This is a genomic window from Streptomyces yongxingensis (assembly GCF_055597465.1).
In genome coordinates, this window is record NZ_CM145717.1 from 5190286 (window position 1) to 5214745 (window position 24460).

A 24460-nucleotide genomic window follows, 5' to 3' on the forward strand; every position below is an offset into this window, starting at 1 on the left:
ACTGGGGGCCCGAGCCACCGCCCCGAACACCACACGCAGGGGGAATCGCCTCATGCTACGGGTGCTGATGATCCTGGTGCCGCTGGCACTGAGCATCTACGCGTTCATCGACTGCATCACCACCGACGAACAGGACATCCGCTATATCCCCAAGCCCATCTGGGCGATCCTCGTCCTGCTGTTCCCCGTCGTGGGCTCCGTCTCCTGGCTGATCGCGGGCCGCAAGCGCGCCGTCCCCGGAGGCGCTGGGCGGCCCGGCGTCCGGGGCACGGGCGGCGGGGGCGGCTGGGTCGCGCCGGACGACAACCCCGAGTTCCTCAAGTCCCTGGACGGCAAGGGCCGTAAGGACGACGGGGACGGATCGGCCGACACGCCCGGCGACCGCGAGAGCGACGAGGAGCGCCTGAGGGACTGGGAGGCCGACCTCCGCCGCCGCGAGGAGGAGCTGCGCCGCAAGGGCGAGGGGCCGGGCTCCGGTTCGGGTTCCGGGTCCGGGTCCGGTCCGGAGGACACCCCGCCTGCCGCGTCCTGAAGAGCGGTCAGGCGCGCCGGTCAAGCGCGACAACGGCCGGTTCCCGTGACATGGGTCAGGGGAACCGGCCGTTGCGTTGTTTGCGTTGTTTGCGTTGTTTGCTTCGTTCGGTGTCAGACCCCGGCGTAGGAGTGCTTGCCGGTGATGAAGATGTTGACGCCGTAGTAGTTGAACAGGTAGCAGCCGAAGGCGATCAGCGCCAGGTAGGCGGCCTTGCGGCCCTTCCAGCCGGCGGTGGCGCGGGCGTGCAGGTAGCAGGCGTAGGCGACCCAGGTGATGAAGGACCAGACCTCCTTGGGGTCCCAGCCCCAGTAGCGGCCCCAGGCGGCCTCGGCCCAGATCGCGCCCGCGATGATCGTGAAGGTCCACAGCGGGAAGATCGTGGCGTTGATCCGGTACGCGAACTTGTCCAGCGACGCCGCCGAGGGCACCCGCTGGAGAACGGACTTGGCGAACCGGCCGAACTGCTTGCCCTCCGGGTTCTCCAACTGGACCTCGTAGCGGTCGCGGAAGAGGTAGAGCAGCGTGGCGACGGCCCCGATGTAGAGCGAGGCGCCGGAGACGATCGCGCAGCTGACGTGGATCCACAGCCAGTACGAGTGCAGGGCCGGAACCAACTGGTCGCTCGCGGTGTACAAGACAGAGACGGCGAGACCGAGGTCGAGGAGGACCGTGGTGACGAGGGGCAGCCCGATCCAGCGCACATTCTTCTTCAGCGCCAGCAGCACCAGGTATGTGGCCACCGCGACCATGGCGAAGGTCGTGGAGAACTCGTACATGTTGCCCCACGGCGCCCGCTGCACCGACAGCGCGCGCAGGAGGACACCCGCGGCATGAAAGAGGAAGGCCAGTACGGTCAGGCCCACCGCGATCCGGCCGTACACATCGCCCTGTTCGGTGCCGCCCGCGGCGCCCGGCCCGTCCGGGACGTCGCGGCTGCCCGCCGCAGAGCGGGTGACGATCTTCGGCCGGTCCAGGACGGCGGTGCCGCCCCCCTGCCCGCCGACCCGCACGGTCACCTTGGCGCGCTGGGCGGCCTCGGTGTCGGCGGTGATCGCGGCGGCGGTGCGGCCGACGGCACTGCGGCTGCCGAACACCCACTCGGCGATATGCGCCAGGAAGGCGAGGGTGTAGACCGCCATCGCCGAGTAGATCAGCACGTTGCTGTAATGAGCCAGGTTCTCGTTGACTTCGGCGGCGAGGTTCACGCGCGCGCTCCTTCGGCAGGATCTGCGGGATCTGCGGTGTCGGATGCGGATTCCGGGGCGGAGTCCTCGGTGGATTCCTTGGCGGAGTCCTTACCGGAGTCCCCGGTGGAGTTCCGGTCGGGCTCCGGGTCGGGTTCCGCTTCCGGGGCCGGGGGTGCGTCCGCCTGGAGACGGACGGCCAGATCGGCGAGTTCTTCGGGCAGCTTGGCGTACTCACTGCGGCCGAGCCCCGCCATCTCGACCACGGTGGTGCCGTCGTCGCCCGTCACCGCGCGCACCCACACCCGGCGGCGCTGGATGAACAGGGAGGCGGCCAGGCCCACCAGGGCGGCCACGGCACCGATGAGGGCGCCCTGGTCACCCGGCTTGTGCGAGATCTGGAAGCTGGCCCATTCCTTGACGCCGTCGAACGACAGCGTTCCGCCGCCGTTCGGCAGCTTCATGGTGTCGCCGACCTTGAGCGCGCGGGCGAACTTGGTCTTGCCGTCGGGCTCCAGGAACTGCTTCATCCGCGACTTGTCCAGTTGGTACACGCTCTGCGGAGTGCCGCCGTCCACACCGAGGCTGCCGTGGTAGGCGGTCAGGACCAGCGTCGGGTTGTCCAGCGCCGGGAAGACGGAGAACATGCCCTGGCTGCGCACCCAGGTCGGCAGGAACTGCCCCTGGAAGCCGATTTGGTCCTTCTTGCCGTTCTTGTCCCGATAGTCCGGGACCTTGATGACCATGCTCTCGGTGAGGTTGGCCCCGTCGATCGGCAGCCCGACCACCGGGCCCTTGTGCACCACATCGCCCTTGCCGTCCCGGATGGTGACGACCGGCGAGTAGCCGTGGTTCAGCAGGAAGACCTTGTAGCCCGCGATCTCCAGCGGCTCGTTCACCTTGATCGAGGTCTTGCGGCTCGCGCCGTCCGCGCCGTCCCAGTAGGTCACATCGGCGCGGAAGGTGCGCGGGGTGCGCATCTGCGGACCGCTGCGTTCATAGGTCGCGGTGAAGCGGTCCAGCTGGAAGCCGAAGGGGGCGAGGTCGTCGCTGTTGAACAGCTGCCCCGTCTTGATGTCGTCGTACTGGGTGAGGCTGTTGGAGAAGCCGCCGCCCTCGGTGATCAGACTGCTGCCCTCGGTCTTCCACAGCTGCCCGGCGGCGAAGGACACCAGCAGCACGATCAGCGCGGTGTGGAAGAGCAGATTTCCCACCTCGCGCAGATAGCCCTTCTCCGCGGCCACCGCGTCGCCCGAGGCGTCGACGCGGAAGCGGCGCCCCTTCATGATCTTCCGGGCGGCCGCCAGCACCTGCTCCGGCTCGGCCTCGCTGCGCCAGGTGGTGTACGCGGGAAGCCGGGTCAGCCGGCGGGGCGCGGCCGGCGGGCGGCCGCGCAGCTGGCCGATGAACTGCCAGGTGCGCGGCACGATGCAGCCGATGAGCGAGATGAACAGCAGGAGGTAGATCGCCGAGAACCACACCGAGCTGTAGACGTGGAACAGCTGGAGCTTCTCGTAGATCGGGGTGAGCGTCGGGTGCCGCTCCTGGAAGTCCTGCACCTTGAGCTGGTCGATGCTGGTCTGCGGGACCAGCGAACCGGGGATCGTGGCGAGGGAGAGCAGAAGGAGCAGCAGCAGCGCCACCCGCATCGAGGTCAGCTGCCGCCAGAACCACCGGGCCCAGCCGAGCGGCCCCAGCGAGGGGACGTTGATCTCCTCGGCCGGGGCGGTGGACAACTGCGACACCGCGGCGCCGAGCTCGCGCTCCTCGGCGGTCGCGCCGCCCTCGGGCGGCGTGCCGGCCTCCTTGCCGGCCGCGGTGTCGGTATCGGTGGTGGACATCGATCAGATCCCAACGTTGAAGCCCTGAGCCCAGGTCTGCATGGAGCCCATCATGGTGTCCCAGACACCTGTGAGCAGCAGCACCCCCAGGGCGACGAGCATGCCGCCCCCGGCTCGCATCACCCAGACGTAGTGCCGCTTGACCCAGCCGAAGGCACCCAGCGCCCGGCGGTAGGCCACGGCGACCACCACGAACGGCAGCCCGAGCCCCACGCAGTACGCGGCGGTGAGCAGGGCCCCGCGCCCCGCACTCGCCTCATTGAACGCCAGGGCGTTGACGGCGGTGAGCGTCGGCCCCAGGCACGGCGTCCAGCCGACGCCGAACAGGGCGCCCAGCACCGGCGCCCCCGCGAGCCCCAGCGTGGGCTTGACGTGGAAGCGGAACTCCCGCTGTCCGAAGCCCCCCAGCACCCCCATGAAGGCGAGGCCCATCACGATCGTGACGACCCCAAGGATCTTGGAGATGGTCTCCTTGTGCTCCTGGAGCGTCCAGCCGAAGTTGCCGAAGAGCGCGCCGCCGGAGACGAAGACCGCGGTGAAGCCGAGCACGAAGAGCGAGGCACCCGCGACCATCCGGCCGCGCTTGGCCTCGGCCAGATCCGTGCCCGTGACACCTGTGACGTACGACATGTAGCCGGGCACCAGCGGCAGCACACAGGGGGAGAAGAAGGAGACCAGTCCGCCGAGCAGGGCGATCGGAAGCGCCAGCAGCAGCGCCCCGGTCAGGACGGTCTGGTTGGGATCGGTCGCGGCGGCCAGCGTGTTCACGAAAGGTCACTTCTCCGCGATCAGCGGGGTGACCATCGTGCGCAGGCGCTCCTCGCTGAGCGGCGTCAGAGCGCGGGCCGCGATCCTGCCCTCCCGGTCCAGCACGATCGTCGAGGGGATGGCCTGCGGGTTGAGGCTGCCCTTGGGGAAGCGCAGCATGAGCTTCCCGATCGGGTCGTACAGACTCGGGTAGTCGACGCCGTACTCCTTCTCGAACCTGAGCGCGGGGGCGCGGTTGGAGTCACGGGTGTTGATCCCGATGAACTGCACGCCCTTGGCCTTGGTGTCCTTGGCCACCTTGGCGAGGTTCGACGCCTCGGCCCGGCAGGGGGCGCACCAGGAGCCCCAGACGTTCAGGACCACGATCTTGCCCTTGTAGTCCGCCACGTCCAGTGGCTTGCCCTCCAGGGTCTTGCCCGAGAGCTGGGGTGCGTCCTTACGGTTCTCCTTGGCGACGGTGTCCACGCCGCCCTTGCCCTGGACGAACTTGGTGTCGGCGGAGCCGCCCGAGGTGCCGCCCCCGCCGCAGGCGGTCAGGGACAGCGCGGCAACCGCGGCCCCGATGGCCAGCGCGGTTGCGCGACGACGGGTCGCGAGGCCCCGAGGGGCACGGCAGGCACTCATGTGAAAAGTTTCGCATGGCCCTTTTGCGGATCTTCGCCACCCCCCTCCGGGCACCCCTCCGGGCCGCGCGGGCCCTCGCTCCTGGCTCGCCCCCGGCTCGTCCCGCGCCCACCGGCGCCGTCAGCCGCCGTTCGCGCTCCACGCCTGGCCCACGCCGAGCCCGCGCAGTTCGGCCAGGACTGCGGGGTCCTGTGCGTCCAGCCAGTCGGTGAGCTGCTTGAAGGAGACCAGCCGGACGTCCTTGCGCTTCTCGTCGGCCATGTGCTTGAGCGCTTCCTCGACGGCGTCCATATAGATGCCGCCGTTCCACTGCTCGAAGTGGTTTCCGATGAAGAGCGGGGCGCGATTGGTCTCATAGGCCCGCTTGAAACCGGCTATGTACGCCTCGGTGGCCTGCTTGCGCCAGCCCGGGTAGTTCGCGGGCGGGGCATTGGTGGAATTCCTCGACTGGTTCGCCAGGATGTTGTAGTCCATCGAGAGCACCTCGAAGGAGTGCCCCGGAAAGGGAATCTGCTGGAGCGGGAAGTCCCAGAGGCCCTGCTTCTTCGACGGCCACACCTGGAGCCCGCCCGGCGAACTGGCGTCATAGCGCCAGCCGAGCTCCCGGGCGGTCGGCAGCAAATTGGTCTGGCCCTTCAGACACGGAGTCCGGCCGCCGATGAGTTCCTTGCGGTAGTCGAAGGGCAGCGGATCCACATCGGTGAAGCGCGTATTCGTCCGCCACTTTGTGACGAAGGACACCGCCTGGTCGATCTCGGACTTCCACTGCGCGGACGTCCAGTTCTCCACCGAGCCGCTTCCGGAGCAGAAGTGGCCATTGAAATGGGTGCCGATCTCATGGCCCTCGAGCCACGCCTCGCGCACGTTCCGCAGCGTGGCCTTGATGTGTTCATCGGTGAGATAGCCGATGTCGGAGGCGCCCACCGGGTTGTTCGGCGGCCGGTACAGCGACTTCTTCGACTCCGGAAGGCAGTAGATACCGGAGAGGAAGAAGGTCATGGTCGCGCCGTGGTCCTCGGCCAGCTTGCGGAACCGCGGGAAGAGACCGTTGCCGACCTCTCCCGCGCCGTCCCACGAGAACACCACGAACTGCGGCGGCTTCTGCCCCCGTTCCAGCCGCTCCGGCTTCGGGGCCTCCTTGCGCCGCTCACCGTGCGAAGTGGAGCCGTCACCGATCGGCTTCGCCTGGGTCGTGTTCGCGGGCTTCGGCGTACCGGACCCGGACCCGGAGGAACAGCCGGCGACGGCCAGTGACGCCGCCGCTCCCATACCAAGACCGAGGATCCCCCTCCGGCTGACCTCACGCATAACGTCCTCAATTCGCACTCGCCGTTCTGATTGCCCGGGGTGTCCGGACAACCCTGGAGATGGCGAGGCGAATAGCGAGGTTCCGAAAGGACGCGGTCAATTACACGGCGGACACAATGTCTCCATTCGGTACCGAGGGCCGCTCGGTACCGAGGGCCGCGCCGCTCGGCGCCGAATCCCACGGAGCGGCACTCAGCCGCCGTAGCCCCAGGACGCCGCTCAGGCGCCGTAGCCCTTGGAGGCACCCTTCACCGGCTTGGCGCCCGCGCGCAGATGGGGCGGAACGAGATCACGGGCCGGCTCGCTGTAGCCCACCGAGACGATCCGGTCGCCGCGGAAGGTGAAGCTGGTGAGGCTGGCCAGCGTGCACTGCCGCTTGCGCGGGTCGTGCCACAGCCGCCGCCGCTCCACGAAGCTGCGCACGATCCAGATCGGCAGCTGATGGCTGACGCACACCGCCTCGTGCCCGCGCGCGGCGTCCCGCGCCCGGCCCAGCGCCGCCATCATCCGCACCACCTGGTCGACATAGGGCTCGCCCCAGGACGGGCGGAACGGGTTGGTGAGATGGCGCCAGTTGCCCGGTTTGCGCAGCGCGCCGTCGCCGACACCGAAGGTCTTGCCCTGGAAGACGTTCGCCGCCTCGATCAGCCGCTCGTCCGAGGCCACGTCCAGGCCGTGCGCCTTGGCGATCGGCGCCGCCGTCTCCTGCGCCCGCTCCAGCGGGGAGGCGACCACATAGGTGATGTCACGGTCGGCGAGGTGCTCGGCGACGCGGTCGGCCATCCGCCGCCCCAGATCGGAGAGGTGGTAGCCGGGCAGCCTGCCGTAGAGCACGCCTTCCGGGTTATGGACCTCGCCGTGGCGCATCACATGGACGACGGTGATGTCGTTCTCGCTCTGTGTCATGTCACCCATCATTCAGTGGCCTCGGCGGCGGCCCGCGCCGCCCCCGGCAGAGCCGCCGCCACCCGCTCCAGCGCCTTCTCGTCGTGTGCCGTGGAGACGAACCACGACTCGAAGACGGACGGCGGGAGGTAGACGCCCTGGGACAGCATCGAATGGAAGAAGGCGGTGAAGCGGAACGCCTCCTGGGCCTTGGCCTTCTCGTAGTCGGTGACCTCGTCGCCGGTGAAGAAGACCGAGAACATGTTGCCCGCGACCTGGACCCGGTGCGCCACACCCTCCTTGGAGAGCGCCTCCGTCACCATCGCCCGCAGCCGCTCGGAGGCCGCGTCGACCCGTCCGTACGCCGCGTCGTCCAGCAGCCGCAGCTGGGCGACGCCCGCTGCCGTGGCGACCGGGTTTCCGGACAGGGTGCCCGCCTGGTAGACCGGACCGGCCGGGGCCAGGCGCTCCATGACGTCGGCGCGCCCACCGAAGGCCGCCGCCGGGAAGCCGCCGCCCATGACCTTGCCGAAGATCATCAGGTCCGGCTCCACGCCGTCCAGCCCGAACCACCCGGCCCTGGAGACCCGGAAGCCGGTCATGACCTCGTCGGAGATGTAGAGCGCGCCATGGTCGGCGCAGAGCTGCTTGAGGCCCGCGTTGAACCCGGGCAGCGGCGGCACCACGCCCATGTTGCCCGGCGACGCCTCGGTGATCACACAGGCGATCTCCCCGGGGTGCGCGACGAAGGCCGCCCGGACCGCCTCCAGGTCGTTGTACGGCAGCACCACGGTCTCCCCCGCCTGCGCTCCCGTCACCCCCGGAGTGTCCGGCAGCCCGAAGGTGGCCACCCCGGACCCGGCCGCGGCCAGCAGGGCGTCCACATGCCCGTGGTAGCAACCGGCGAACTTGATCACCTTCGACCGCCCGGTGAAACCGCGGGCCAGCCGGATCGCCGACATCGTCGCCTCGGTGCCGGACGACACCAGGCGCACCTGCTCGACCGGGGCGACCCGCGCCACGATCTCCTCGGCGAGCTCGACCTCGCCCTCGCCCGGCGTGCCGAACGACGTACCGCGGGCGACGGCGGCCTGCACGGCCGCGGTGACCTCGGGGTGGGAATGGCCGAGGATCATCGGTCCCCACGAGCACACGAGGTCCACGTACTCGCGTCCGTCGGCGTCGGTGAGGTACGGACCGTCCCCGGACACCATGAACCGGGGCGTACCTCCCACGGCGCGGAACGCCCGCACCGGAGAGTTCACGCCGCCGGGCGTCACGGTGGCCGCGCGATCGAAAAGCGTCTGCGAAACTGGGGCTGCGTACGGATAGCTCACGCAAGCCATGTTGTCAGAGGCGGACGTACTCCCGCGGCCGGGCGTTTCACAGCTCTATGGTGGGGGAGGTCTCTGTAACAGAGATCGGGTTGCGCGGTAGTGGCCGCGAGTGGTCGGGTGGAGATATGCATCGCGGTGGCGAACTGGGTGAAGGGACTGACGACCGAGGCCCCGAGCGTGCCCGGCCCGGACGCCATCGGCGGGACGAGGCGGGCAGGTCAGGCAGAAGCGGGGGCCGCATGGGGGTGACCTACAAGTACTTCGGTGCGCCGGACGGTGCCACCGCGGCCAGGGTCCCCATCTCCATGCGCCCCGAGGAACTCGGCGGCGACGAGCTCGGCCACGGCATGTTCACGAAGATCAAGCCGGAGACGGTGGCGGCGATGGTCCTCACCGGCATCGAGGGCGTCCCGCTCCACAAGGTCCCCCCGCTCGAACTGGTCGTTCTCCACCCGGACTACGCCGTCGTCAAACTCCCGATGACCGCCGTCGATCCGCTGCGCGGTGTGGGCGAGGAGGCCGTGGGCGCCGCGGCCTTCATCTGGTCCACGGTCCCCGACCGCGGCGGCCCCCGGGACGCCTTCACGGTGTATCAGCTGCTGCACGAGTGGCAGGACTTCAGCCACCGGCTGCACGAGGCGGGGCACCAGCCGTACTGCCTGGTGTGGCCCTGAGTCCGCCGGGGCCGTGGCCCTGAGCCGGGGACCGTGGCCCTGAGGCCATGGCCCCTACGGCGCGGAGGCGGCGCGCAGCAGGCGGAGTTGGCCGATCTCGGTGGCGTTCTTCATCAGCTCGGCGTTCACCCAGGCGGCCATGTGGGCGATGGTGTGCTCGGGGTCCCGGTCCCAGGGGAAGGGCGCGACGGCGTCCAGGTCCTGCTCGGTGAGCCGGTCCAGTACGGCCGTCCACTCCGCCCGCAGACCGCGCAGCCACTCGATGGCCGCCTTACCGTCGCCGGGCCAGCTGACGTCGGTCCGCTCCCTCGGCCCGCGTCCCTCCGCGTGGTCGATGGTCACGCTCCACCACCAGCCGATATGCCAGCTCAGCCAGCCGATGGTGGGGACGGGCACGGGATCGGGCTCGGTCTCCGCCCAGTCCGGCAGCCACGACCCATCGGCGCCCTGCCGCACCGTCCAGCAGTGGGCCGTGGGCTCCCACAGGAAGTCCTCGGGCTCCAAGCGCTCCAGGTGGTACTCGAAGAGCGACCAGGTCAGGTCGAACTGCCAGCGGAGTAAGGCGCGGCGGGAGGCCGTCGAAGTCGTCATCGGCCGACCCTGGCACACGGCCGGATGCCCGCAAAGGGAATTTCGCTCAGGGGCAGACCGGGTGGTCGGCGTCCGGGCCGTCGCGGAGGAAGTAGCGCGTCCAGCGGTAGTGGCTGTCGGGCACGGTGCTCGGGCCTCGTTGCCAGGTGGCCACGGCGAGCAGCAGGTTGCCGAGGGAGGTGAGGTTCGAGACGACGACGGAGATGACCTCGCTCCGCTGCGGGGCCTCTCATGGGCGGGCCGTACCCTTCCCCCATGCTCATCGCACGTTCCATTGCTCTGTTCGCCGTGGCCGCACTGCTGGAGATCGGCGGCGCATGGCTCGTCTGGCAAGGCGTGCGTGAGCACAGGGGATGGGCGTGGATCGGCGCCGGGGTCATCGCCCTTGGCGCCTACGGGTTCGTGGCCACGCTCCAGCCGGACGCGGAGTTCGGCCGCATCCTCGCGGCATACGGCGGCGTGTTCGTCGCCGGATCGCTCGCCTGGGGCATGGTCGCCGACGGCTACCGGCCCGACCGCTTCGATGTGATCGGAGCGCTGATCTGTCTGGCCGGAGTCGCTGTGATCATGTACGTGCCCAGGCGGTAACTCAAGGGCGGCCGTAGCCGCCCTTGCCCTCACGGTCACCGTGGTTGTTCTGCTTGCCCTGCTTGCCGTGGTCACCGTGGTGGTCGTCCTGCTCCCGCTCCGTGCCGAGGACGCAGCCGGTGTCCGGGTCGATGAAGACGGTCGTGATGGTGTGGTCGCACTCGACCTCCACGACCCACACCTGCTTGACCTCCTGCTTGTGCGAGTCCTTGTGCTCGTCCTTGCGCTGCTTGTCCTTGCGCTGGTCGTCCTTGCGCTGGTCGTCGTGGTGGCGCGGACCCTTACGGTCGTCCTTACGACCGTCCTCGTGCTTGCCCTTGTTGTGCTGGTCGTCCTCGGGGCAGTCCACCAGCTCGGCGCTGACCGCCTGGCCGCCGACCTCGCACTCGGCGATCTCGACCGCCTCGGCGAGCGTCACCGGGTCGTTCTTCTTCTGGTCCTGGTGCTCCTTGTGCTCCTGGCCCTGGCGCTCCTTGTGCTCCTGGCCCTGGTGCTCCTGGCCCTGGTGCTCCTTGTGCTCCTGGCCTTGGCGCGCCTGGTCGTCCTCGTGGACGGGAACGGCGACGGGACGGACGGCACCGCGGTCCTGGGCCTCCTCACCGGACTGGGCCGCCTCGTACGGCTGCGCGGCCTGCTCCGGCTGCGCCACCTGCTCGGGCTGCGCCACCTGCTCGGCCTGCGCGGCCTGCTCGGGGCGCGCCGCGCTGCGGCCCTGGATGCCGTGCAAGTACTTCCCGATGGGGAAGTAGCGGGTCGGGTCCTGACGGCCCTGGTCCTCGCGCTGGCCGTACTCCTCGCGCTGGCCGTGGTCCTCCTTGCCGTTCTGCTCCTTGCCGTTCTGCTCCTTGCCGTTCTGCTCCTTGCCGTTCTGCTCCTTGCGGTTCTCCTCCTTGCCGGTCTCTTCCTTACGGCTGTCCTCCTTGCGGCTGTCCTCCTTACGGCCGCTGTCCTTCTTCTCGTCGTACCGGCCGTGCTCCTCGCGCTGGTCGCTCTCCTCGCGCTGGTCGTTCTCCTCGCGCTGGTCGTTCTCCTTCTCCTCGTACCGCCCGCCCTCGTCATGACGGCCGTCCTGGTCGTCCCGGGCGTGGTCGTCGCGGCGACCGCCGTTGGGGTCCTGGTAGCCGTTCGCCTCGTAGCGGCCGTGCTCATGGCCGTTGTCCTCGTGACGGCCGTTCTGGTCCTTCGCCTCGTAGCGGCCGTGCTCGTGCTGGCCCTTCTTGTCCTCGTGACGGCCGTTCTCGTGGTTCCCCTTGTCGTGGTTCTCCTTGTTGTCGCCGTGCGCCCGGTCCTGGGCACAGTGGTTGCTCTGCGACGAGTGCGGGCCGGGGGTGCTGCCCGAGGCCCATGCGGTTCCGGGAGCACCGGCGACCAGGGCCGCCGCCGCGATGGCGCCCGCTGAGGCCACGCCCCAACGTCGGAAGGAACGACGAGACCGCTGAAGGAATCTGCTGTGCTGGGTCATTACCTGAATTCACTCCTTGGGCATGGGTGCTCCAACTACCGGCGCCGCGCCGGACGCAGTGCACCCTTCCCCGAGCCCGAGAGCCCCTAGCGGATTCGCATCTTCAGTCCCCCGGTTGGAGGTAAATCAGGCCGTCATATCCTGCATATGGATCATGCGCACGCACCACCGTTTGCGCCACGTCGCCACTGGAGGACCGATGACCACCCGTACCGCAGTCATCACCGGCGCGAGCAGCGGGATCGGAGCCGCGACCGCGCGCCGCCTGGCGGCCGCCGGATTCCGCGTCGTCCTCGCCGCCCGCCGTAAGGAGCGCATCGAGGCGCTCGCCGCCGAGCTGACCGAGGCGGGGCGCCAGGCCGAGGCGTATGTCCTGGACGTCACCGACCGCGCCGCCGTGGAGTCCTTCGCCGCCGGTCTGGACCGCTGCGACGTCCTGGTGAACAACGCGGGCGGCGCGATCGGCGCCGAGACCGTGGCCACCGCCGACCCGGCCGACTGGCGGGCGATGTACGAGGTCAATGTGGTGGGCGTGCTCCAGGTGACCCAGGCGCTGCTGCCCGCCCTCACCGCTTCCGGCGACGGCACGATCGTCGTGCTGTCCTCCACGGCGGGCCATGTGGCGTACGAAGGCGGCGGCGGGTACGTGGCGGCCAAGCACGGCTCCCACGCCATCGCGGCCACCCTGCGCCTGGAGCTGTGCGGTGAGCCGGTGCGGGTGATCGAGATCGCCCCGGGCATGGTCAGGACCGACGAGTTCGCGGTGAACCGCTACCGCGGCGACGAGAGCCAGGCCGCGGCCGTCTACGAGGGCGTGGCCGAGCCGCTGACCGCCGACGACGTGGCCGACACGGTCGAATGGGCGGTCACCCGGCCCTCGCATGTGAACATCGACATGATGGTCATCCGTCCCCGCGCCCAGGCCGCCCAGCACAAGGTCCACCGCGAGCGCTGAGCCCGTCCGCCCTCGTCCCCCGCGGCTCCTCAGAGCCCCTGCCGTAACAGTCCGCCCGTCCCCCGTTCGGCTCCGTGTGTGTGCGCCATCCCGGGGACGCTCCGATGCTGGGAGCGGCGGTCACCTCGCGGAGCCTCTTCTCGGTGATTCCTCGCGGTGACTCCTCGCGGTGATCCCTCGCGGTGGAGCGGAGGCGTCATGAGGGTTGTCGTTGATCTCAACCGGTGCCAGGGCTACGCGCAGTGCGCCTTCCTCGCGCCGGACGTGTTCGCGATGCACGGTGAGGAAGCGCTGCTGTACGACGCGCAGCCGGACGACGCGCGGCGCGCGGACGTGCTGCGGGCGGTGGCGGCGTGCCCGGTCAGGGCCATCACCGTGGAGGGCGCGGGCGGCAGGTGGACGGCGGACCGGGTGGGTGCCTCCGATGGCGCTTGACGGCTCCCTGGAGCGGCTCCGGCGCGAGGGTCACATCGTGGTCGTGGGTGCCTCCCTGGCGGGGCTGCGGGCCGCCGAGACGCTCCGGGAGGAGGGCTTCACCGGCACGCTCACCATGATCGGTGAGGAGCCGTACGAGCCGTACGACCGTCCGCCGCTGTCCAAGCAGGTCCTGCTCGGCCGGGTGCCGGTCGGCCATACGGCCCTCCCCCGCCGCCGTGCGATCGACGCGCGGTGGCGGCTGGGCGTCGCCGCGACCGCGCTGGACATGTCGGCCAAGCGGGTGGCGCTCGCCGATGGCACCTCGGTGGAGTACGACCGGCTGCTGATCGCCACCGGTGTGCGCTCCCGCCCGTGGCCGAACGAGCTGGAGGCCGGCCTGGACGGCGTCTTCGTGCTGCGGACCACGGACGACGCCGCCCGGTTGGTCCACCGGTTGCGGGCCGGACCCCGCCGGGTGCTGGTGATCGGCGCCGGGTTCACCGGCTCGGAGATCGCCTCCGTCTGCCGTGAGCGGGAGCTGCCCGTCACGGTCGCCGAACGCGGCCCGGCTCCCCTGGTGGGCGCCCTGGGCAGCGTGATCGGCGCTGTGGCCGCCGAGCTGCAGCACCAGTACGGCGTCGATCTGCGCTGCGGTGTGATGGTCACCGGGCTGGAAGGCGACGGCGCGGGCAGGCTGCGGCGGGCCCACTTCTCCGACGGCGACGCGCTGGACGCGGAGGTGGCCGTCGTCGCCCTGGGCGCGACGCGCAACACCGAATGGCTCGCGGGCTCCGGACTGGCCGCGGGGCCGCGCGGGATCGCCTGCGACGCGGGCTGCCGGGCCTTCGACGTACGGGGCATCGTCTCCGACGACGTCTTCGTCGCGGGGGACGTGGCCCGCTCCCCGCATCCGCTGTTCGGCTACCAGTTCCTGTCCCTGGAGCACTGGGGCAACGCGGTCGCGCAGGCCGAGGTCGCGGCCCACAACATGATCTGCCCCGGTGAGCGGCGCCGCCCGCACCTGTGGACGCCGTACTTCTGGTCGGCCCAGTTCGGCGTCAACATCAAGTCCGTCGGGGTGCCGAACATGGCCGACCAGATCCTCGTCAGCCAGGGGTCGCTGAGCGAGCGCCGCTTCACCGCGGCCTACGGCTACCAGGGCCGCGTCATCGCCGCCGTCACCTTCGACCAGGCCAAATGGCTGGAATTCTACCAGCGGCAGATCGAGCAGGCCGCGCCCTTCCCACTGCCGTTCACCACCGTCGACCGGCGGACCGAGGGCATGCGGCCGGTGCCGGCCGGGTTCCCTGACCCCTCGGTGCCCACCCACGGCCCCGAGGTCACCGTCAGCGGCCACTCCCCGACCGACCAGCGCGTCACGTTCACCCCCGCCTGACGCGAACACCACCCGCCTCACCTCCACCCCCGCCCGACACGAACACCACCCGCCTCACCTCCACTCCGCCTGACGCGGGCACCACCGGCACCGCACCCGGAAGGACTCCGCCATGACGTCGGTCGCACTCCTGGGCCAGATCCTCGACCACGCCAACCGCGCCGACCCGTACCCGCTGTACGCCGAGCTCCGCAGGACGCCCGTGGTGCGGGACGAGTCCGGCCCCTACCTGGTCAGCACCTACTGGGAGATCCACAGCCTGCTCCACGACCCCAGGGTCAGCTCCGACGTCCGCCATCTCGCCCCCGAGGCGAGGACCGTCGCCGGCACCGACGACCCCGACCTGCCGCCGAGCTTCATCCGGCTCGACCCGCCCGACCACGACCGGCTGCGCCGGCTGATCATGCGGACGTACGGCCCTCCGCACGCGTCCCGGCGGGTCTACGACCTGCGCGGCGAGATCTCCGGAATCGTCTCCGGCCTCGTCGACCGCTTCCAGGGGCGGGACCGGATCGACCTGGTCGAGGACTTCTCCTACCCCTTCCCCGTCACCGTGATCTGCCGTCTGCTCGGCGTCCCCCAGGAGGACGAGCAGCGCTTCCACGGCTGGGCCGACACCGTGGCCGCCGCCGTCGAGCCGCCCGTCGGCACACCCGAGGAGCAACAGGCCCACCGGGAGGCCGTCCGGGAGGCCCGGCACCAGCTCGCCGCCTATCTCTCCGGCCTGATCGACCAGCGCCGCCGCGCGCCCCGGGACGACATGATCTCCGGCCTGGCCACCGAGCGCGCGGCGGACGAGAGCCCGATGTCCCTGCCCGAGATGCTCAGCAATCTGACGCTGCTGCTGATCGCGGGCCATGAGACCACCGTCAACCTGATCACCAACGGGATGCTCACCCTGCTGCGCCACCCCGACGCCCTCAAGCAGTTGCGCGAGGACTCCGAGCTGATCTACCCGCTGGTGGAGGAGCTGCTGCGGTTCGAACCGCCCGTGCAGCTACTGCCCGAGCGCACCACGCTCGACGAGATCGAGATCGCCGGTACCACCATCCCCAAGGGCGCCTCCCTGTGGCTCGTCCCGGCCTCGGGGAACCGGGACCCCCAGCGCTTCCCCGAGCCGGACCGCTTCCTCCCCGACCGCCCGGACAACCAGCACTTCGGCTTCGGCAGCGGCATCCACAACTGCATCGGCTCGCCCCTGGCCCGCCTCGAGGCGCAGGCCGCCCTGACCGAACTGGTCCGCCGGCTGGACAACCCGCGCCTCGTCGAGGACCCGCCGCCGCAACGCCGTCCTCAGAGGGCCGCGGCACCTGGCGATCGCCTACGACGGCCTGAAGCGCTGGCGCGCCTCAAGCGGCCCCAGGCGACAAGGCCCGTGTCTCAGCCCTTGACGCACACCACCTGCTTGAGCCGCGCCACCACCTCGACGAGGTCCCGCTGCTGGTCGATGACCTTCTCGATCGGCTTGTACGCCCCCGGGATCTCGTCCACGACGCCGGAGTCCTTACGGCACTCCACACCCCGCGTCTGCTCCGCCAGATCCTGGATCGAGAAGCGCTTCTTCGCCGCGTTACGGCTCATCTTCCGGCCCGCTCCGTGCGAGGCCGAGTTGAACGACGCCTCGTTCCCCAGACCGCGCACGATGTACGAACCGGTGCCCATGGAGCCCGGGATGATCCCGTAGTCCCCGCTCCCGGCGCGGATGGCGCCCTTACGGGTCACGAGAAGGTCCATGCCCTCGTAGCGCTCCTCGGCCACGTAGTTGTGGTGGCAACTGATCACCGGCTCGAAGACCGGGCGGGCCTTCGTGAACTCCTTGCGCACCACGTCCTGGAAGAGCGCCATCATGATCGCGCGGTTGTACTTCGCGTACTCCTGCGCCCAGAAGAGATCGTGCCGGTACGCCGCCATCTGCGGGGTGTCCGCGATGAAGACGGCCAGGTCGCGGTCGACCAGATTCTGGTTGTGGGGCAGCTTCCGGGCCTCGCCGATGTGGTACTCGGCCAGCTCCTTACCGATGTTGCGGGAGCCGGAGTGCAGCATCAGCCAAACCGAACCCTCGTCATCGAGGCAGAACTCGATGAAGTGGTTACCGGATCCGAGCGATCCCATCTGCTTGACGGCCCGCTCCTGGCGGAACCTGACCGCCTGGGCCACTCCCCCGAACCGGCTCCAGAAGTCGTCCCACCCCGTCGTCGGGAACGCGTGCAGCCGCCCCGGGTCCACCGGGTCGTCGTGCATACCGCGCCCCACCGGGATCGCCTGCTCGATCCGGGACCGCAGCCGCGAGAGATCCCCCGGAAGGTCGTCGGCGGTCAGCGACGTCTTGACGGCCGACATCCCGCAGCCGATGTCCACCCCGACCGCCGCCGGGCACACCGCGCCCTGCATCGCGATCACCGAGCCGACCGTGGCACCCTTCCCGTAATGCACATCCGGCATCACGGCGAGGCCCTTGATCCAGGGCAGGGTGGCCACATTGCGCAGCTGCTGCATGGCCACGCCCTCGACCGTCGAGGGGTCGGTCCACATCCGGATCGGCACCTGCGCGCCGGGCACCTCGACATACGACATGATGTACTCATTCCCCCGTAAAAGACCGAAAACGCAAAAGCCGGGCCAATGCCCCATAGACGGCGGGCGACCGGCAGGCACGGCAGTGCGTGCGATAGACATTGTGTCCAGCCACCGCCTGCGGGCGGCAAGGAGTTTTCCGTCGCTCGAAGGGACACGCACAGTGCAGCCAGCGCAGCGAAGGGCGTACGGACGGCGGGCCACCCCGGCCGTCGCCGTGCTCATCACCGTGCTCGCCGCCGCGGGGCTCGGCGGATGCACCGGCTCCGATGCGACGACCGACCCGGACGACGGCGCCTCCGGCGACTCCGGGACGGCCGTCTCGGCCGAGCCCGGCCGCTATCGCACGCTGCCCGAGGCATGCGGCGCGGTGAGCCGCAAGACCCTCCAGGCGCTGCTGCCCGGCGCCGAGCAGGACGACAAGGTGTACGACGGCCAGGCGGCCGTGACGTATGACATAGACCGCCGGGACGGCTGCCGCTGGAAGGTCGAGACCGCGAGCGGCACGCGCTACCTGACGATCGACTTCCAGCGGGTGGTCTCGTACGACCCCTCGGTCAGCGATGACGACCGGGCCCAGGAGACGTACGAGAAGAAGGCCGCCGCCGCCGATATTCCGGACGCCACGAGCCCTCCCTCGAGCCCCTCCGCCAGCTCCGGGAGCAGCTCGGAGAGCGACGGCAGCGGCTCCTCCACCTCCGCCTCCGCCGGTTCCAGCTCCGACGAGCCCGGTAAGAGCAGCAAGGGCGACAAGGGCGACGAAGCCGGTAAGGGCGACAAGACCGACGAGGGAGGCAAAAGCACCGATAGCCCCTCCGCGGGTACCGACGCGAGCGGCGGAAGTGACGAAAGTGACACCGCCTCGGAGGACACCGCCCCGCGCCGGCTGGACGACCTCGGTGACGACGCCTTTCTCAATGACCAACTGATCACCAAGGACTCGGGTATCCACCGCGACATCACCGTCGTGTTCCGGTCCTCGAATGTGATTGCCACCATTGAGTACGACCAGTGGACGACCGACAAGAAGCACATTCCCAGCAGCCAGGAACTCCAGGAAAACGCCCAGGACTTGGCCGATGAACTGACCGGTCGCCTCAACGAATAACGGGTCCTCGCCACACCCCCGCGAGCACCCCGGCCCCGCCCCGCGGAGACCTCGGAAATTGGGACGCCCGCGCGTCGGCCGCGTACCGTGCCGACTAATGACGCGGGCGGCACGTCCGCCCATCGACAGAGAATGAGCGAAGGACCCATGCACCGTTCAGCCCCGCGACTCGCCCGAATACTCGCCTGCGCGACCGTACCGGTGGTGCTCGTCGCCGGCTGCTCCTCCGGCTCGGACAAGAAGGACGACAAGAACGCCGGTGGCTCAGCGAGACCCGGCTCGCCCAGCGCTTCACCCACCGTCGCGGCGGCGAAGTTCAGCAAGCTGCCCGACGTGTGCTCCACGCTCTCCGGGAAGACGATCGACGATCTCGTCCCCAAGGCGCAGAACAAGAAGGGCAAGGCCCTTCCCTCGGCCGACACCAACACATCGGCAAGCTGCCTGTGGAGCGGCCTCGACGAGTTCGACTACCGCTCGCTGACCGTCTCCCTCAAGCTGTTCCACTCCGACCCGGGGCTCGGCTCCGGCGACAAGCGCGCCGGGGAGTACGCCGCCCAGCAGGCGAGCAGGGCCGCCACCGCCGGAAAGGTGACCGACCCCAAGACCGAGAAGGTCACGGGCATCGGCGACGAGGCGACCACGGTCAGCACCAAGGAGAAGAAGGACGGCGACGACTTCCGCGACCAGACGGTCGTGGCCCGCACCGCCAATGTCGTCATCACCCTCCAGTACGACGGCGCGGGCTATGAGACCGCCAAGGCCCCGGACGCGGCCGACCTGCTCAAGGACGCCAAGTCCGCCGCCAAGGAGGCCGTCGGCGCCATCGGTAAGGGCGCCAAGAGCGGCGCCTGACCCGCCGACACGACCCCTTCCCGCCCACGAGCCTTGACGTGTATGCGACGCTGATGCGGCTGTTGTTGAGGACGGGGAGGGGTCGCGGGTGGCCGCGATGCAACTGACACGGATGCACCGAATACTGGCCGGGGTGGTCGTCACCGGGGCGGTGGTGATCGCCGGGATCGGCTTCGCCGGTTCCTACGCCGCGGTGCGCGATCTCGCCCTCGACAAGGGCTTCGGCCAGTTCGCCAATGTCTTCCCGATCGGCATCGACGCGGGGATCGTGGTCCTGCTCGCGCTGGATCTGCTGCTCACCTGGATCCGCATTCCCTTCCCGCTGCTGCGCCAGACCGCCTGGCTGCTGACCGCGGCCACCATCGCCTTCAACGGCGCGGCCGCCTGGCCGGACCCGGTCGGCGTCGGCATGCACGCCGTGATCCCGATCCTGTTCGTCGTCTCCGTCGAGGCCGCCCGGCACGCGGTCGGCCGGATCGCCGACATCACCGCGGACCGGCACATGGAGTCGGTCCGCATCACCCGCTGGCTGCTCGCGCCGGTGCCCACCTTCCGGCTGTGGCGCCGGATGAAGCTGTGGGAGCTGCGCAGCTACGAGGAGGTCATCAGGCTGGAGCAGGACCGGCTGGTCTACCAGGCCCGGCTGCGGGCCCGCTACGGGCGGTCCTGGCGCCGTAAGGCGCCCGTGGAGTCGCTGATGCCGCTGCGGCTGGCGCGGTACGGGCTGCCGCTGGCGGACACCGCCCCGGCGGGGCTCGCGGCGGCCGGTCTTGACCCGTCCACTGTGTCGGCGACCGCGCTCCCCTCGGGCCGGTCGGCCGCGGCGGACGGGACGGGGTCCAAGAGCGCGTCCCTGGCGGCCCAGCCGGGCCCGTACGGCCCGCCGGGGGCCGTGGCGGACACGGGCCCGCAGCAGCACCCCCAGCAGCCCCAGACGCAGGAGCTGCCGCTCTCGCTGCCCCTGCCGGTGTACCAGCAGCCCGCCGGGCAGGGCCATGACGGCCGGAACGCCGTGCCCTTCGACCCGGCGGCCGCCCACCCCGCGCCGGTCGAGCAGCAGCCCCAGCAGCTACAGCACCCGCAGCAGGCACAGCAGCCGCAGCAGCTCCAGCCGCAGGACCGGCAGGTCCCGGGCCAGGCGCCACAGCCCGAGCGGCAGCCGCAGCAACTCCAGCAACTCCAGCAACTCCAGCAGCCCCAGCTGACCGTGCCGGTCGGGCCCGGCGGCCGGGTGCGGCCGCTCGGCGGTGAGGGCGTGGGGAGCCATCAGGGCGTCTACGTACCGGAGCAGCGCGAGCCCGAGGGTGACGCGTACGAGGAGCAGCAGCCGGAGCAGCAGCTCAACCGGCTACCGGACGACGTGCCGCGCGAGGAGGTCTACTACGCGACCTTCCGCCAGTTCCTCGCCGACCACAGCAAGTACCCCTCCGCCTACCAGTTCGGGCAGCGGCTGCGGGAGACCTACGGCGTGAACGACCTCAGCAACAGCGAGCTGGCCGGGTACGTCGAGGACTTCAAGGAGCGCGTCCGCCTGGAGCGCGAGGCCATCCCGTAGCCACCCCGGAGCCGTCCCGCGAAGCCGGAACGCCGGACGGCGGCCGTAAGGCCGTCCGCCCGGCGCCCGGGAGCCGGAGAGGTCAGGCCGCGAGCAGCTTGCGCACCCGGTCCGCCCCCACCGCCAGCAGCAGCGTGGGCAGCCGCGGGCCGGTGTCCCGCCCGACCAGCAGGGTGTAGAGCAGCGCGAAGAACGACCGCTGGGCGACCTTCAGCTCCGGCGTCGGCTTGGCCTCCGGCGACAGCCCCGCCTGGATCTTGGGCACCCCGTAGACCAGCGTGGTGAGGCCGTCCAGCGACCAGTGGTCGTCCAGGCCGTCCAGCAGCAGCCGCAGCGACTCCCGCTCGGTGTCGCCCAGCGCGGCCAGCCGCTCCGTGTCCGGCTCGTCCCGGACCCGGGTGCGCTGGTCGGCCGGGACCTGGGTGGTGATCCAGCGCTCGGCCTTGTCGAGCCGGGGCCGGGTCTCCTCCAGGGACTTCACCGGATTGTCGGGGTCGAGCTCGCCGAGGATGCGCAGCGTCTGCTCGTCATGGCCGGTGGTGATGTCCACCACCGAGGCCAGCGTGCGGTACGGCAGCGGGCGCGGGGTGCTCGGCAGCTCGCCCGTGGCGGTCCGGGTCGCGCGGCTGTACGCGGCCGCGTCCGCGGGCTGGGCCGTGCCCTCGGTGATCTTGCGCTCCAGCGCGTCCCACTCGTCGTAGGTCCGCTGGATCTCCTGGTCGAAGGCGATCTTGAAGGACTGGTTCGGCCGACGGCGGGCGTACAGCCAGCGCAGCAGCGGCGCCTCCATGATCTCCAGCGCGTCGGCCGGGGTGGGCACACCGCCCTTGGAGGAGGACATCTTGGCCATGCCGCTGATGCCCACGAACGCGTACATCGGGCCGATGGGCTGCTCGGCGCCGAAGACCTCGCGGACGATCTGGCCGCCGACCACATAGGACGAGCCGGGCGAGGAGTGGTCGACGCCCGAGGGCTCGAAGACCACGCCCTCGTACGCCCAGCGCATCGGCCAGTCGACCTTCCAGACCAGCTTGCCGCGGTGGTGCTCGCTCAGGCGGACGGTCTCGCCGTGGCCGCACGCGCACGCGTACGTCAGCTCGGTGGTCTCGTCGTCGTACGAGGTCACCGTGGTCACATCGCGCTCGCAGACCGAGCAGTACGGCTTGTACGGGTAGTAACCCGCCCCGCCCGCGCTGCCGTCGTCCTCGGCGGCCGCGCCCGAGCCCTCGGCGGCGGCCAGCTCGGCCTCGTCCACCGGCTTCTGCTGCTGCTTGGGCTTCTTGGCGCCGGGCTTGTCCTTGGTGCGGTACCGGTCCAGGACGGCGTCGATCTCCCGGCGGTGGCGCATCGCGTGCAGGATCTGCTCCCGGTACGCCCCCGAGGTGTACATCTCGGTCTGGCTGATGGGGTGGAACTCGATGCCCAGCTCCCGCAGCGCCTCGGCCATCGGCGCCTTGAAGTGCTCCGCCCAGTTCGGATACGGGGACCCGGGCGGGGCCGGGACCGAGGTGAGCGGCTTGCCGATGTGCTCGGACCAGGAGGGGTCGATCCCGGCCGGGACCTTGCGATACCGGTCGTAGTCGTCCCAGGACAGGATGTGCACGCACTCGCGGCCCCGGCGCCGGATCTCGTCGGCGACCAGGTGCGGGGTCATGACCTCGCGCAGATTGCCGAGGTGGATCGGGCCGGACGGGCTGAGGCCCGAGGCGACGACGACAGGTTTGCCCGGGGCGCGGCGCTCCGCCTCGGCAATGACCTCGTCGGCGAATCGGGAGACCCAGTCGGTCTCGGTGCTCTGAGCCACGGTCGGCACTTCCTTCCTAGCGGTCATGGCACCGCCCATTGTCCCAGACGGAACAGACCCCTCCGGAGTTGCCCACAGGGCCCGCCGGGCCGACCCGGGTTGTCCACAGGCCGGGGAATTCGTTGGACCCGCCGTGAAATACTGGGTTGTCCATACCACCACTATCGGAATGGCACTCCATGGCTTCGGTCCCTTCCCTCGCCGCTACGGTCCATCAGCGCATCACGGACGCCCTCTCGGCTGCCCTGCCGGAGGCCGGCTCCGCGGACCCGCTGCTGCGACGAAGCGACCGGGCCGACTTCCAGGCCAACGGGATGCTGGCGCTGGCCAAGCAGCTCAAGGGAAACCCCCGTGAGCTGGCCTCCAAGGTCGTGGCGCACCTTCCGGTCGCCGCCACCTCGGCCGACCCCGATCCGGTGATCGCCGACATCGAGGTCTCCGGCCCCGGCTTCCTCAACATCACGATCGCCGACTCCGCGATCACCGCGACCCTCGCCGCCCGCGCCGCCGACGACCGCCTCGGCGTGCCGTACGCGCAGGCGCCCGGCACCACCGTGATCGACTACGCCCAGCCCAATGTGGCCAAGGAGATGCACGTCGGCCATCTGCGCTCGGCGGTGATCGGCGACGCGGTGGTGCGGATCCTGGAGTTCGCGGGCGAGAAGGTGATCCGCCGCCACCACATCGGCGACTGGGGCACCCAGTTCGGCATGCTCATCCAGTATCTGATCGAGCACCCGCACGAGCTGGACCACAAGGACGCCTCCTCCGGTGAGGAGGCCATGTCCAACCTCAACCGGCTCTACAAGGCCGCGCGGGCGCTCTTCGACTCCGACGCGGAGTTCAAGGAGCGGTCCCGGCGGCGGGTGGTGGAGCTCCAGGCGGGCGACGAGGAGACCATCGCCCTGTGGCGGAAGTTCGTGGACGAGTCGAAGATCTACTTCTACTCGGTCTTCGACAAGCTGGACATCGAGATCCACGACCCCGACGTGGTCGGCGAGTCGGGTTACAACGACATGCTGGCCGAGACCTGCCGACTGCTGGAGGAGTCCGGCGTCGCCGTGCGCTCCGAGGGTGCGCTGTGCGTCTTCTTCGACGACATCAAGGGCCCCGAGGGCAATCCGGTGCCGCTGATCGTCCAGAAGTCCGACGGCGGCTTCGGCTATGCGGCCACCGACCTCTCCGCGATCCGCGACCGGGTGCAGCACCTGAAGGCCGACACCCTGCTGTATGTGGTGGACGCCCGGCAGTCGCTGCACTTCAAGATGGTCTTCGAGACCGCCCGCCGGATCGGCTGGCTCAATGACCAGGTGCACGCCGTGCAGCTCGCCTTCGGCACCGTCCTGGGCAAGGACGGCAAGCCGTTCAAGACCCGCGCGGGCGAGACGGTGCGGCTGGAGGACCTGCTGGACGAGGCCACCGAGCGGGCCGCGGCCGTGGTCCGGGAGAAGAGCGAGAAGCTCGGCCTCAGCGAGGAGGAGATCCTCGAGCGCGGCGCCCAGGTCGGCGTCGGCGCGGTGAAGTACGCGGATCTGTCCACCTCCGCCTCGCGCGACTACAAGTTCGACCTCGACCAGATGGTCTCGCTCAACGGGGACACCTCGGTCTATCTCCAGTACGCGTACGCCCGGATCCAGTCGATCCTGCGCCGCGCCGAGGAGGGGCAGCGGCCGCTGGCCCACCCGGAGCTTCCGCTGGCCCCGGCCGAGCGGGCGCTGGGCCTGCACCTCGACCAGTTCGGGGAGACGCTGCGCGAGGTGGCCGCCGGGTACGAGCCGCACAAGCTCGCCGGGTATCTCTACCAGCTCGCCTCGCTCTACACGACCTTCTACGACCAGTGCCCGGTCCTGAAGGCGGAGGGCGGCCCGGCCCAGGTGGAGAACCGCCTCTTCCTGTGCGACATCACGGCGCGCACGCTGGGGCAGGGCATGTCCCTGCTGGGCATCCGCACCCCCGAGCGCCTCTGAGCCACCGCGTGTGAGGAGCCCCGCCCCGGCTTTCC

At 70.2% G+C, this 24460-nt stretch carries 21 protein-coding genes and 1 pseudogene; 11 read left to right on the top strand and 11 right to left on the bottom strand.

The window, feature by feature from the left end:
• Positions 1–52 precede the first annotated feature (52 nt).
• The gene (locus ACZ6TD_RS22130) at positions 53–532 is read left to right on the top strand and encodes a PLD nuclease N-terminal domain-containing protein (protein WP_471356604.1); all 480 of its coding nucleotides are present in this window, start codon (positions 53–55) and stop codon (positions 530–532) included.
• 113 nt (positions 533–645) lie between these two features.
• Here ACZ6TD_RS22130 and ccsB read toward each other — a convergent pair whose 3' ends face one another.
• The 7 genes from ccsB to hemL all read right to left on the bottom strand — a co-directional run bounded on the left by ccsB (position 646) and on the right by hemL (position 8491).
• Positions 646–1740, bottom strand: coding sequence for a c-type cytochrome biogenesis protein CcsB (gene ccsB, locus ACZ6TD_RS22135; RefSeq protein ID WP_471356607.1), 1095 nt, complete (start codon positions 1738–1740; stop codon positions 646–648).
• The gene (resB, locus tag ACZ6TD_RS22140) at positions 1737–3560 is read right to left on the bottom strand and encodes a cytochrome c biogenesis protein ResB (RefSeq protein ID WP_471356609.1); all 1824 of its coding nucleotides are present in this window, start codon (positions 3558–3560) and stop codon (positions 1737–1739) included. Before resB ends, ccsB begins: the two co-directional genes overlap by 4 nt.
• 3 nt (positions 3561–3563) lie before the next feature.
• Positions 3564–4328 (bottom strand): cytochrome c biogenesis CcdA family protein, encoded by a 765-nt coding sequence (locus tag ACZ6TD_RS22145; protein WP_471356611.1) that lies wholly within the window; start codon positions 4326–4328, stop codon positions 3564–3566.
• A gap of 6 nt (positions 4329–4334) precedes the next feature.
• Positions 4335–4952 carry a TlpA family protein disulfide reductase gene (locus ACZ6TD_RS22150; RefSeq protein ID WP_471356614.1) on the bottom strand — a complete coding sequence of 206 codons (618 nt, stop codon included), beginning with the start codon at positions 4950–4952 and terminating at the stop codon, positions 4335–4337.
• 120 nt (positions 4953–5072) lie between these two features.
• Positions 5073–6260, bottom strand: a complete 1188-nt coding sequence (locus ACZ6TD_RS22155; protein WP_471356617.1) for a polysaccharide deacetylase family protein — start codon at positions 6258–6260, stop codon at positions 5073–5075.
• 219 nt (positions 6261–6479) lie between these two features.
• Positions 6480–7166 (bottom strand): histidine phosphatase family protein, encoded by a 687-nt coding sequence (locus tag ACZ6TD_RS22160; RefSeq protein WP_256655639.1) that lies wholly within the window; start codon positions 7164–7166, stop codon positions 6480–6482.
• An 8-nt stretch (positions 7167–7174) separates the two neighbouring features.
• Positions 7175–8491: a glutamate-1-semialdehyde 2,1-aminomutase gene (hemL, locus tag ACZ6TD_RS22165; protein WP_471356620.1), complete on the bottom strand. Its 1317-nt coding sequence runs from the start codon at positions 8489–8491 to the stop codon at positions 7175–7177.
• Positions 8492–8607: 116 nt separating this feature from the next.
• On the opposite strand from hemL, the gene ACZ6TD_RS22170 reads away from it, so the two are divergent.
• Positions 8608–9156, top strand: a complete 549-nt coding sequence (locus tag ACZ6TD_RS22170; protein ID WP_471356622.1) for a hypothetical protein — start codon at positions 8608–8610, stop codon at positions 9154–9156.
• Between the two features lie 54 nt (positions 9157–9210).
• Here the strand turns inward: ACZ6TD_RS22170 and ACZ6TD_RS22175 are convergent, their stop codons facing one another.
• Complete coding sequence (locus ACZ6TD_RS22175; protein ID WP_471356625.1) at positions 9211–9747, bottom strand: DinB family protein; 537 nt, start codon at positions 9745–9747, stop codon at positions 9211–9213.
• A gap of 255 nt (positions 9748–10002) precedes the next feature.
• Between ACZ6TD_RS22175 and ACZ6TD_RS22180 the strand changes: the two genes are divergently transcribed.
• Positions 10003–10335: a YnfA family protein gene (locus tag ACZ6TD_RS22180; RefSeq protein WP_360068414.1), complete on the top strand. Its 333-nt coding sequence runs from the start codon at positions 10003–10005 to the stop codon at positions 10333–10335.
• Between the two features lies 1 nt (position 10336).
• On the opposite strand, the gene ACZ6TD_RS22185 is transcribed toward ACZ6TD_RS22180, so the two are convergent.
• A complete protein-coding gene (locus ACZ6TD_RS22185) occupies positions 10337–11740 on the bottom strand; it encodes a hypothetical protein (RefSeq protein WP_471356628.1) in 1404 nt (467 codons plus the stop codon).
• Between the two features lie 256 nt (positions 11741–11996).
• Between ACZ6TD_RS22185 and ACZ6TD_RS22190 the strand changes: the two genes are divergently transcribed.
• The 4 genes and pseudogenes from ACZ6TD_RS22190 (at position 11997) to ACZ6TD_RS22205 (ending at position 15956) form a co-directional block, all read left to right on the top strand.
• Positions 11997–12752 carry an SDR family NAD(P)-dependent oxidoreductase gene (locus tag ACZ6TD_RS22190; RefSeq protein WP_471356630.1) on the top strand — a complete coding sequence of 252 codons (756 nt, stop codon included), beginning with the start codon at positions 11997–11999 and terminating at the stop codon, positions 12750–12752.
• Positions 12753–12950: 198 nt separating this feature from the next.
• The gene (locus tag ACZ6TD_RS22195) at positions 12951–13187 is read left to right on the top strand and encodes a ferredoxin (RefSeq protein WP_471356634.1); all 237 of its coding nucleotides are present in this window, start codon (positions 12951–12953) and stop codon (positions 13185–13187) included.
• Positions 13177–14565 carry an NAD(P)/FAD-dependent oxidoreductase gene (locus ACZ6TD_RS22200; protein WP_471356636.1) on the top strand — a complete coding sequence of 463 codons (1389 nt, stop codon included), beginning with the start codon at positions 13177–13179 and terminating at the stop codon, positions 14563–14565. The genes ACZ6TD_RS22195 and ACZ6TD_RS22200 overlap by 11 nt, the downstream gene beginning before the upstream one ends.
• 112 nt (positions 14566–14677) lie before the next feature.
• Positions 14678–15956 (top strand): annotated as a pseudogene (locus ACZ6TD_RS22205) (cytochrome P450).
• Here the strand turns inward: ACZ6TD_RS22205 and ACZ6TD_RS22210 are convergent.
• The gene (locus ACZ6TD_RS22210) at positions 15946–17139 is read right to left on the bottom strand and encodes an RtcB family protein (protein ID WP_471356638.1); all 1194 of its coding nucleotides are present in this window, start codon (positions 17137–17139) and stop codon (positions 15946–15948) included. The pseudogene ACZ6TD_RS22205 and the gene ACZ6TD_RS22210 sit on opposite strands and share 11 nt — an antisense overlap.
• Before the next feature lie 163 nt (positions 17140–17302).
• Here ACZ6TD_RS22210 and ACZ6TD_RS22215 point away from each other — a divergent pair, with 163 nt between their 5' ends.
• The 3 genes from ACZ6TD_RS22215 (at position 17303) to ACZ6TD_RS22225 (ending at position 20654) form a co-directional block, all read left to right on the top strand.
• Complete coding sequence (locus ACZ6TD_RS22215; protein ID WP_471356641.1) at positions 17303–18247, top strand: DUF3558 domain-containing protein; 945 nt, start codon at positions 17303–17305, stop codon at positions 18245–18247.
• Between the two features lie 147 nt (positions 18248–18394).
• Entirely contained in the window at positions 18395–19099 is a 705-nt protein-coding gene (locus tag ACZ6TD_RS22220; protein WP_471356643.1) for a hypothetical protein, read from the top strand.
• A 97-nt stretch (positions 19100–19196) separates the two neighbouring features.
• On the top strand, positions 19197–20654 hold the full coding sequence (locus ACZ6TD_RS22225; RefSeq protein WP_471356645.1) for a DUF2637 domain-containing protein: 1458 nt from the start codon (positions 19197–19199) through the stop codon (positions 20652–20654).
• Between the two features lie 82 nt (positions 20655–20736).
• On the opposite strand, the gene lysS is transcribed toward ACZ6TD_RS22225, so the two are convergent.
• Positions 20737–22485 carry a lysine--tRNA ligase gene (lysS, locus tag ACZ6TD_RS22230; protein WP_471356648.1) on the bottom strand — a complete coding sequence of 583 codons (1749 nt, stop codon included), beginning with the start codon at positions 22483–22485 and terminating at the stop codon, positions 20737–20739.
• 152 nt (positions 22486–22637) lie between these two features.
• Here lysS and argS point away from each other — a divergent pair, with 152 nt between their 5' ends.
• Complete coding sequence (gene argS / locus ACZ6TD_RS22235; RefSeq protein WP_471356650.1) at positions 22638–24425, top strand: arginine--tRNA ligase; 1788 nt, start codon at positions 22638–22640, stop codon at positions 24423–24425.
• Positions 24426–24460 lie beyond the last annotated feature (35 nt).

Coding starts and splice junctions, on each gene's coding strand:
- ACZ6TD_RS22200 (WP_471356636.1), top strand. CDS start 13,177: ATGGCGCTTGACGGCTCCCTGGAGCGGCTCCGGCGCGAGGGTCACATC.
- ACZ6TD_RS22225 (WP_471356645.1), top strand. CDS start 19,197: ATGCAACTGACACGGATGCACCGAATACTGGCCGGGGTGGTCGTCACC.
- ACZ6TD_RS22220 (WP_471356643.1), top strand. CDS start 18,395: ATGCACCGTTCAGCCCCGCGACTCGCCCGAATACTCGCCTGCGCGACC.
- ACZ6TD_RS22160 (WP_256655639.1), bottom strand. CDS start 7,166: ATGACACAGAGCGAGAACGACATCACCGTCGTCCATGTGATGCGCCAC.
- hemL (WP_471356620.1), bottom strand. CDS start 8,491: ATGGCTTGCGTGAGCTATCCGTACGCAGCCCCAGTTTCGCAGACGCTT.
- ACZ6TD_RS22150 (WP_471356614.1), bottom strand. CDS start 4,952: ATGAGTGCCTGCCGTGCCCCTCGGGGCCTCGCGACCCGTCGTCGCGCA.
- ACZ6TD_RS22195 (WP_471356634.1), top strand. CDS start 12,951: ATGAGGGTTGTCGTTGATCTCAACCGGTGCCAGGGCTACGCGCAGTGC.
- resB (WP_471356609.1), bottom strand. CDS start 3,560: ATGTCCACCACCGATACCGACACCGCGGCCGGCAAGGAGGCCGGCACG.
- ACZ6TD_RS22155 (WP_471356617.1), bottom strand. CDS start 6,260: ATGCGTGAGGTCAGCCGGAGGGGGATCCTCGGTCTTGGTATGGGAGCG.
- ACZ6TD_RS22190 (WP_471356630.1), top strand. CDS start 11,997: ATGACCACCCGTACCGCAGTCATCACCGGCGCGAGCAGCGGGATCGGA.
- ACZ6TD_RS22210 (WP_471356638.1), bottom strand. CDS start 17,139: ATGTCGTATGTCGAGGTGCCCGGCGCGCAGGTGCCGATCCGGATGTGG.
- ACZ6TD_RS22180 (WP_360068414.1), top strand. CDS start 10,003: ATGCTCATCGCACGTTCCATTGCTCTGTTCGCCGTGGCCGCACTGCTG.
- lysS (WP_471356648.1), bottom strand. CDS start 22,485: ATGACCGCTAGGAAGGAAGTGCCGACCGTGGCTCAGAGCACCGAGACC.
- ACZ6TD_RS22170 (WP_471356622.1), top strand. CDS start 8,608: ATGCATCGCGGTGGCGAACTGGGTGAAGGGACTGACGACCGAGGCCCC.
- ACZ6TD_RS22175 (WP_471356625.1), bottom strand. CDS start 9,747: ATGACGACTTCGACGGCCTCCCGCCGCGCCTTACTCCGCTGGCAGTTC.
- ACZ6TD_RS22130 (WP_471356604.1), top strand. CDS start 53: ATGCTACGGGTGCTGATGATCCTGGTGCCGCTGGCACTGAGCATCTAC.
- argS (WP_471356650.1), top strand. CDS start 22,638: ATGGCTTCGGTCCCTTCCCTCGCCGCTACGGTCCATCAGCGCATCACG.